Annotated in this window: 6 protein-coding genes and 1 tRNA gene; 5 read left to right on the top strand and 2 right to left on the bottom strand. The window is 48.1% G+C overall.

Annotation, left to right across the window (positions count from 1 at the left end; all coding sequences use genetic code 11):
- Positions 1 to 112 precede the first annotated feature (112 nt).
- Positions 113 to 188 (bottom strand) — tRNA-Met (locus VNQ80_RS06105).
- A gap of 186 nt (positions 189 to 374) precedes the next feature.
- Between VNQ80_RS06105 and era the strand changes: the two genes are divergently transcribed.
- From era to metF, 4 genes are all read left to right on the top strand, one after another.
- Entirely contained in the window at positions 375 to 1,253 is an 879-nt protein-coding gene (era, locus tag VNQ80_RS06100) for a GTPase Era (protein ID WP_325636573.1), read from the top strand.
- 114 nt (positions 1,254 to 1,367) lie between these two features.
- A complete protein-coding gene (locus VNQ80_RS06095) occupies positions 1,368 to 1,979 on the top strand; it encodes a 30S ribosomal protein S16 (RefSeq protein ID WP_325636572.1) in 612 nt (203 codons plus the stop codon).
- 105 nt (positions 1,980 to 2,084) lie between these two features.
- On the top strand, positions 2,085 to 2,606 hold the full coding sequence (gene rimM / locus VNQ80_RS06090; protein WP_325636571.1) for a ribosome maturation factor RimM: 522 nt from the start codon (positions 2,085 to 2,087) through the stop codon (positions 2,604 to 2,606).
- A gap of 94 nt (positions 2,607 to 2,700) precedes the next feature.
- The gene (gene metF / locus VNQ80_RS06085) at positions 2,701 to 3,657 is read left to right on the top strand and encodes a methylenetetrahydrofolate reductase [NAD(P)H] (protein WP_325636570.1); all 957 of its coding nucleotides are present in this window, start codon (positions 2,701 to 2,703) and stop codon (positions 3,655 to 3,657) included.
- Between the two features lie 11 nt (positions 3,658 to 3,668).
- On the opposite strand, the gene VNQ80_RS06080 is transcribed toward metF, so the two are convergent.
- Positions 3,669 to 5,339, bottom strand: coding sequence for a glutamine--tRNA ligase/YqeY domain fusion protein (locus VNQ80_RS06080; RefSeq protein WP_325636569.1), 1,671 nt, complete (start codon positions 5,337 to 5,339; stop codon positions 3,669 to 3,671).
- Positions 5,340 to 5,501: 162 nt separating this feature from the next.
- Here VNQ80_RS06080 and VNQ80_RS06075 point away from each other — a divergent pair, with 162 nt between their 5' ends.
- On the top strand, positions 5,502 to 6,800 hold the full coding sequence (locus VNQ80_RS06075) for an FAD-dependent oxidoreductase (RefSeq protein ID WP_325636568.1): 1,299 nt from the start codon (positions 5,502 to 5,504) through the stop codon (positions 6,798 to 6,800).
- The last annotated feature ends 22 nt before the right edge of the window (positions 6,801 to 6,822 follow it).

Genomic DNA, 6,822 nt, shown 5'->3' with positions numbered 1-6,822 from the left:
TGAAGTAAATCCGATATAGATTTTGTCGTGTTTTCCGGAATGGAGTACGTAAACGGTAAACATGGTTTAGTATAAAAAAGTGAAGCCGGTCAAAAAATTGACCGGCTTCTATTGGTAGCGGGGATTGGACTCGAACCAATGACCTTCGGGTTATGAGCCCGACGAGCTACCAACTGCTCCACCCCGCACTATATTTTCAATATTTCATTTTCGCTGTACTCGAACCATTGTCCGCCAGCTGGCGGATATGAGCCCGACGAGCTACTCTCGCCTTAGGCGAGACTCCACCCCGCACTGTGTTTTTCAATTCTTTTTCCGAATTGGACTGCAAAGATATAATTTGTTTCTTTGCAAAGCAAATAAGATTGAAAAAAATGCCGTATAAAGCAGGTTTCGTTAGTATCGTTGGAAAGCCCAATGCAGGTAAGTCTACCTTAATGAATGCGTTGGTGGGCGAAAAAATGTCGATAATCACCCCAAAAGCGCAAACAACCCGGCATCGTATTATCGGCATTGTCAACGAACCGGAGTATCAAATTGTTTTTTCAGACACACCTGGCGTAATAAAACCGGCCTATACCCTGCAAACATCGATGATGAGTGCGGTACAGGGCTCTTTAATAGACGCTGACATCATCCTGCTGGTAACCGATATACACGAGCGATATGATGAAAGTGATATCATCGAGAAATTGAAGAAAACCGAATCGCCAGTAGCGGTGCTGATTAATAAAATCGATAAGTCCACAGCGGAGGAAGTGAAGAGTAAGATAACCTATTGGCAAGAAACGGTATCGCCAAAGGTGACCCTAGCCATATCCGCACTGCATGGCCACAACATCCAAGCGGTGATGGAATTTATCCTCGATCATCTGCCTGAGCACCCGCCGTATTACGAGAAAGATGCGCTCACCGACAAAAATGAGCGTTTCTTTGTGTCTGAAATCATCCGCGAGAAAGTATTCAAACTATATGAAAAGGAAATTCCATACAGTACTGAGGTCGTCATCACAGCATTTAAGGAGGAGCAATACATCACGCGTATCAGTGGGGAGATCATTGTCGAGCGCGAGTCGCAAAAGAACATCATTATCGGTAAGGGTGGCAGCATGATCAAGAAAGTGGGGACTTACGCGCGGCAAGACATCGAGGAATTCCTGCAAAGAAAGGTGTTTTTGGAGCTTTTTGTGAAGGTGATTCCCGATTGGCGGAAAAAAGACAACTACCTGAAACGGTTTGGCTATGAGCGGTAGGCCATCCGAAAAATAAAATGCCCCTGACGCTTAGTTATCAAATAATTAATTATCTTTGCAGCCCCGCAGCATAAAGCTACCGGGAATTATGTTGGATACATATTAAAAAAAAGAATGGCAGTTAAAATTAGATTGCAAAGACACGGTAAAAAGGGGAGACCTTTCTACCACGTAGTAGTAGCCGATTCACGTTCACCGCGTGACGGTAAATTTATTGAGCGTATCGGCTCTTATAATCCCAACACAAATCCGGCTACCATCGATTTGAATTTCGATAAAGCACTTGATTGGTTGGATAAAGGTGCACAACCTACGGATACTACCCGTGCGATTCTATCGTACAAGGGGGTGCTCTACAAGAAGCATTTATTGGGTGGTGTGAAGAAAGGTGCTTTTGATGAAGCTACTGCTGATGCCAAATTTGAAGAATGGTTGAAAGGCAAAGAGGCAAAAATACAAGGCAAAGAGGAGAACCTAGCCCAAACCAAAGAAGAAGCTAGGAAAGCGGCTTTGGCTGCTGAAGCGAAACGTAAAGCTGCGGTAGCTGCCGCGGTAGCTGCGAAGAACACACCACCGGCTGAAGAAACGCCTGAAGTGGAAGAAGTAGAAGCAACGGCCGAAGAAGCAACAGCTGAAGAGGCACCAGCGGTAGCAGAAGAAACGGCTGCTCCTGAAGCAGCTGCCGAACCCGAAGCTGCAGACGAAGAAAAGAAAGCTGAGGAATAAAAACTTATTCATCCAGCATTGAAGAAAGCCGCTCAGGAGGGATCCAATCCATCCCGAGCGGCTTTTTTGTTTTGGTCAACAATAACAAATTAGCGGCATTTCGAAATGGAAATAGCAGACCATTTTTATATTGGGTATATCAGTAAGACACGCGGGCTCAAAGGCGAGGTACAGTTGTTCTTCGAGTTTGAGGACTATAAAAGTCTGGAGCTCGATGTGTTGTTCCTGCAGGTCGGCGGCAAGTTGGTGCCTTATTTCGTGGCGAATGCCAATGTATTGCCCAACCGTACCGCCTACTTGTTCTTTGATGATGTGGATCATATTGATGCCGCAAAGTCGCTGGTGAGAAAGCACGTTTACCTGCCGAACAATAAGTTTCCTGAACGCCACCCCGACGATTTTCGGCTGACTGATTTGAAAGGGTATACGGTAGTGGATAAAACATACGGTACGTTGGGCGAAATCACTGAGGTACACCAATACCCGCAGCAATTTGTGGCTGCGGTGATCCACAAGGAGAATGAGGTGCTGTTCCCGTTAACCGATGAATGGATGTTGTCCATCGATAGGGAAACCAACACGCTCGAAGTCGATTTACCCGAAGGGCTGATCGATATCTATTCTTGAGTTCCGTCGGCGCGCGCCGCCTGACAAATTCACTTTGCATTAAAAAAGAATTTGGCTAAGTTTGGCGGCTGCTTAATAAGGCTTTGGTGAAAAGATGAAAATAACCGAACACATTAAAAATGCCAAGGGCAAAACCCTTTACTCATTCGAGATACTACCGCCCATAAAAGGTCAGAGTATACAGTCTATTTTTAATGCCATCGACCCATTGATGGAGTTTGCCCCGCCTTTTATCGATGTCACCTACCTGCGTGAGGATTACATTTACAAGCAACATCCAAACGGGTTACTTGAAAAGGTGGCCTACCGTAAGCGGCCGAGCACCGTAGCTACCTGTGCCGCCATCATGAATAAATATAAGGTTGATGCCGTGCCTCACCTGATATGCGGTGGTTTTACCAAAGAGGAAACGGAGAATGCACTTATCGACTTGCAGTTTCTAGGGATAGACAACGTGCTGGCACTGAGAGGGGATGCACGCAAGAGCGATAGCTCATTTATCCCAACCCCTGGTGGCCATGCATATGCCTCTGATCTGCTGCAGCACGTGGTCAACATGAATAACGGCCGATACCTCCATGAAGACATGGAGAATTCGGAAAAGACGGATTTCTGCATCGGGGTAGCGGGGTATCCCGAAAAGCATTTTGAGTCGCCGAATTTGGACACCGACTTCAAATACCTGAAGAAGAAAGTGGAATTGGGAGCCGATTTTATCGTGACCCAAATGTTTTTCGACAACAGCAAATATAAAGCATTCGTTGACAGGTGTCGTGCAAATGGTATCAACGTGCCAATAATCCCTGGGCTGAAACCACTCACGAATAGCAAACAGCTGGTCAGTCTGCCCAAAATCTTCCATCTGGATATTCCGTTGGAACTGAGTGAGGCCGTGCACTCGTGTAAGTCAGAACAGGAGGTTCGCGATGTCGGGGTTGAGTGGATGATCCACCAATGTAAGGAACTCAAGGCGATGGACGCACCTGTGCTGCACTTTTATACCATGGGCAATCCCGGGCCAACCAAACGAATTATCGAAGCGGTTTTTTAGGCCGCCGTTCCTTAGCTCTTATTAGCTTCCTTCGCCCATGTGTCCCGCAAGGTTACCGTTCGGTTAAATACCGGCCTATCGGGTGTCGACTTGCTGTCAAGCGTGAAATAGCCTTTGCGGATGAATTGATAGCCTTTGCCTGGTATTGCATTCAATAAATCAGGTTCTACATATGCCTTTTCGATAACATGCAAGCTGTCGGGGTTGACAGTCGCGCGGAAGTCTTCTTCCGCTGCTGGATTTTCTACGTTAAATAAGCGATCGTATAACCGCACCTCCACGGTCTTGGCGTGGGGCACGCTCACCCAATGGATGGTTCCCTTTACCTTGATGCCGCTGGTGTCTTCGCCGCTCTTGGATTCGGGGATATAGGTGCAGTGAACTTCGGTCACATGGCCATGCGCATCCTTCACGAAGTCGTTGCACTTGATGATGTAGGCATGCTTGAGCCTCACCATCAGTCCGGGGCCGAGCCGGAAGAATTTCTTGGGTGCGTTTTCCATAAAATCTTCCCGCTCAATCCACAGTGTGTTGCTGAACGGTATGCTCCGGTTGCCCTCGCCGTCGGCCGCCTCGGGGTTGTTTTCACCGCTCAACAGCTCCGTCTCCCCTTCGGGATAATTGGTAATGACGAGCTTGATGGGATCAAGCACGGCCATCCGACGCCAGGCGGTTTTATTGAGATCTTCACGGATACAGAATTCCAGCAGTCCTACATCAATGATGTTTTCTCGCTTGGCCACTCCGATACGCTCACAGAAATTACGGATACTGGCAGGGGTATATCCCCGCCGGCGTAATCCACTGATAGTTGGCATACGGGGATCGTCCCAACTTTCCACGTATTTCTCGTTGACCAGTTGGAGCAACTTCCGTTTGCTCATCACCGTATAATTTAGATTAAGCCGTGCAAATTCGTACTGCTTGGACGGGAAGATTTCCAGTTTTTCAATCAGCCAGTCGTATAGCGGCCGGTGGGGTACGAATTCCAAAGTACAGATCGAGTGGGTGATTTGTTCAATCGAATCGCTTTGTCCATGAGCGAAATCGTACATGGGATATATACACCACTTGTTTCCCGTGCGGTGGTGGGGAGCGTGTTTGATGCGGTACAACAGGGGGTCACGCAGGTGCATGTTGGGGTTGGCCAGGTCAATCTTGGCACGCAGCACCTTTGCTCCATCGCTGTATTTCCCGTCGCGCATTTCTTCAAACAAGCGAAGGTTCTCGTCCACACTCCGGTCGCGGTAGGGTGTGGGTTCCCCTGGCTCGGTGGGCGTGCCCTTAGAGGCCGCAATGGCTTCTGGCGAACTATCGTCCACATAGGCCAGCCCCTTTTTTATAAGTTTAACGGCAAAATCGTATAGTGTGTCGAAGTAATCCGACGTATATAATTCTTCTGCCCATTCAAGGCCGAGCCATTTGATGTCGTTTTTGATGCTCTCCACGTATTCCGTTTCTTCGGTTACCGGATTCGTGTCGTCAAATCGGAGGTTTGTCTCGCCTCCGTATTTTTTAGCCAATCCGAAATTGAGCACGATGGATTTTGCATGGCCAATATGCAGATAGCCATTCGGCTCGGGTGGGAATCGGGTCAGTACCCGGCCACCGTGTTTGCTACTTTGGATATCTTTCTCGATGATTTCTTCTATGAAATTGAGGGATTTTTCTTCATTTTCCATAGCGCAAAGGTAGCTGTTTTCGGTTGAAGTCTGAAGGGGGAAATGATGGATAGGGCCGGTCCAAATCGCAAAGCTAGAGCTCGAAGGTGATAAAAGGAGAAAAAATAAACCTTACTGAAGCAATTATGTCTAATTTTACGTCTTTCTTCGAAATCGGTTAGTATGGATAAACGGTACGTATTCTTTTTTTTGTTTTTGATAATCCCATTCTTGGGGAGCGCACAGCGTAAGAGGCCGGAGGTATTGGTGTATGGCTATGGCCCAGATGCGTATGCTGCGGCGCTACAATCGGCGATGTCGAATTTAAATACCGTATGGGTAGTCAACGGCGATCGGTTGATGCCGGAGTTGACTTCGGAGTTTGTTTCCCTAACGAACAATGCTCATTTAGATGCAGGTATTTGGGCTAACCTCTTGGCGGGAACCAAAAAGGAAAAAGCGAGCGACTCACTGTCGGCGGCAGTGAAACGGCGAATAAACCCGCAATTGATTCAAAATACAATTGACAGTGTGCTCAAAACATTCAATAACCTGACTGTGATCAAAGGCGGAGCGCTCCGATCGGTCAAACAATCGGGTAAGAACTGGCGGGTCGAGTTAAACGACCGACGCCGTTTCAACGTCCGTGCGGTGGTAGACGCATCCATAGATGCACAGTTGTATCGGATGGCTCAGGGCACATTGGATAGTTTCCGAGTCCGATCGGATATCCAGGCCGATTATTTCCAGTCGGTACCCTATGAAGGGCTTGCGCGTACGGGGGTGTCTGTCGGTGAGCGTGGAGGCCGCGGTTATACGTTGCCGTTGGGTGCACTTATACCGATGGGCGAAAATAACCTGTTTTTAACCCGGTTTATACCTGTGGTACAACAACTATCTACCGATACCCAAGCTGATGTTCCTTTGTGGATGCATGTGGGGCAAGCAGTCGGCGCGGCAGCTGCATATACGGCATTTTTTAAAACGACGCCCGATAAACTGGATGTGCGGAGTGTGCAGGGCGAGCTATTGCAATATGGGGCGCGACTGATTCCTTTTGTGGATGTGCCATTGGGGAGTCCGCATTTCGGTGCTATCCAACGGGTTGGCGCTACCGGCATGTTGTTGGGTAGAGACGGAGAGGATGGTCAACTCTATTTTGATGCCGATAAGCCCATCACCGCCGATGAGGTCCGACCGGTACTCAATACACTTTTTTCGAGAAGCCAAATCTGGTTTATTGACCATGCTGATGTCGATACTTTCACTTTCGCTGATTTATTCAGCTACATCAGGTTTGTAGGCCAGCGCGGAAACGAGCTGGAACAGCACGTTGAAAAATACTGGAAGCGGCGGTATCACTTCGAAGGCGAATATGACAAACAGCAACAGGTAACGCGAACGCACTTTGCGGTACTGATCGATGCCTATTGCAGTCCGTTTGATGTGAAGGTAGGGCTAGACGGTACCATCCAGCGGTAAATCCCCAACAGGCTGCGAACGG

This window comes from Parapedobacter sp. (genome assembly GCF_035556095.1).
Lineage (GTDB): Bacteria > Bacteroidota > Bacteroidia > Sphingobacteriales > Sphingobacteriaceae > Parapedobacter.
This window is presented reverse-complemented; position numbering and strand designations above follow the sequence as displayed.

Bases quoted from the DNA above. Each gene is read 5' to 3' on its own strand.
- era (WP_325636573.1), top strand. From the start codon at position 375: ATGCCGTATAAAGCAGGTTTCGTTAGTATCGTTGGAAAGCCCAATGCA.
- VNQ80_RS06095 (WP_325636572.1), top strand. From the start codon at position 1,368: ATGGCAGTTAAAATTAGATTGCAAAGACACGGTAAAAAGGGGAGACCT.
- rimM (WP_325636571.1), top strand. From the start codon at position 2,085: ATGGAAATAGCAGACCATTTTTATATTGGGTATATCAGTAAGACACGC.
- metF (WP_325636570.1), top strand. From the start codon at position 2,701: ATGAAAATAACCGAACACATTAAAAATGCCAAGGGCAAAACCCTTTAC.
- VNQ80_RS06080 (WP_325636569.1), bottom strand. From the start codon at position 5,339: ATGGAAAATGAAGAAAAATCCCTCAATTTCATAGAAGAAATCATCGAG.
- VNQ80_RS06075 (WP_325636568.1), top strand. From the start codon at position 5,502: ATGGATAAACGGTACGTATTCTTTTTTTTGTTTTTGATAATCCCATTC.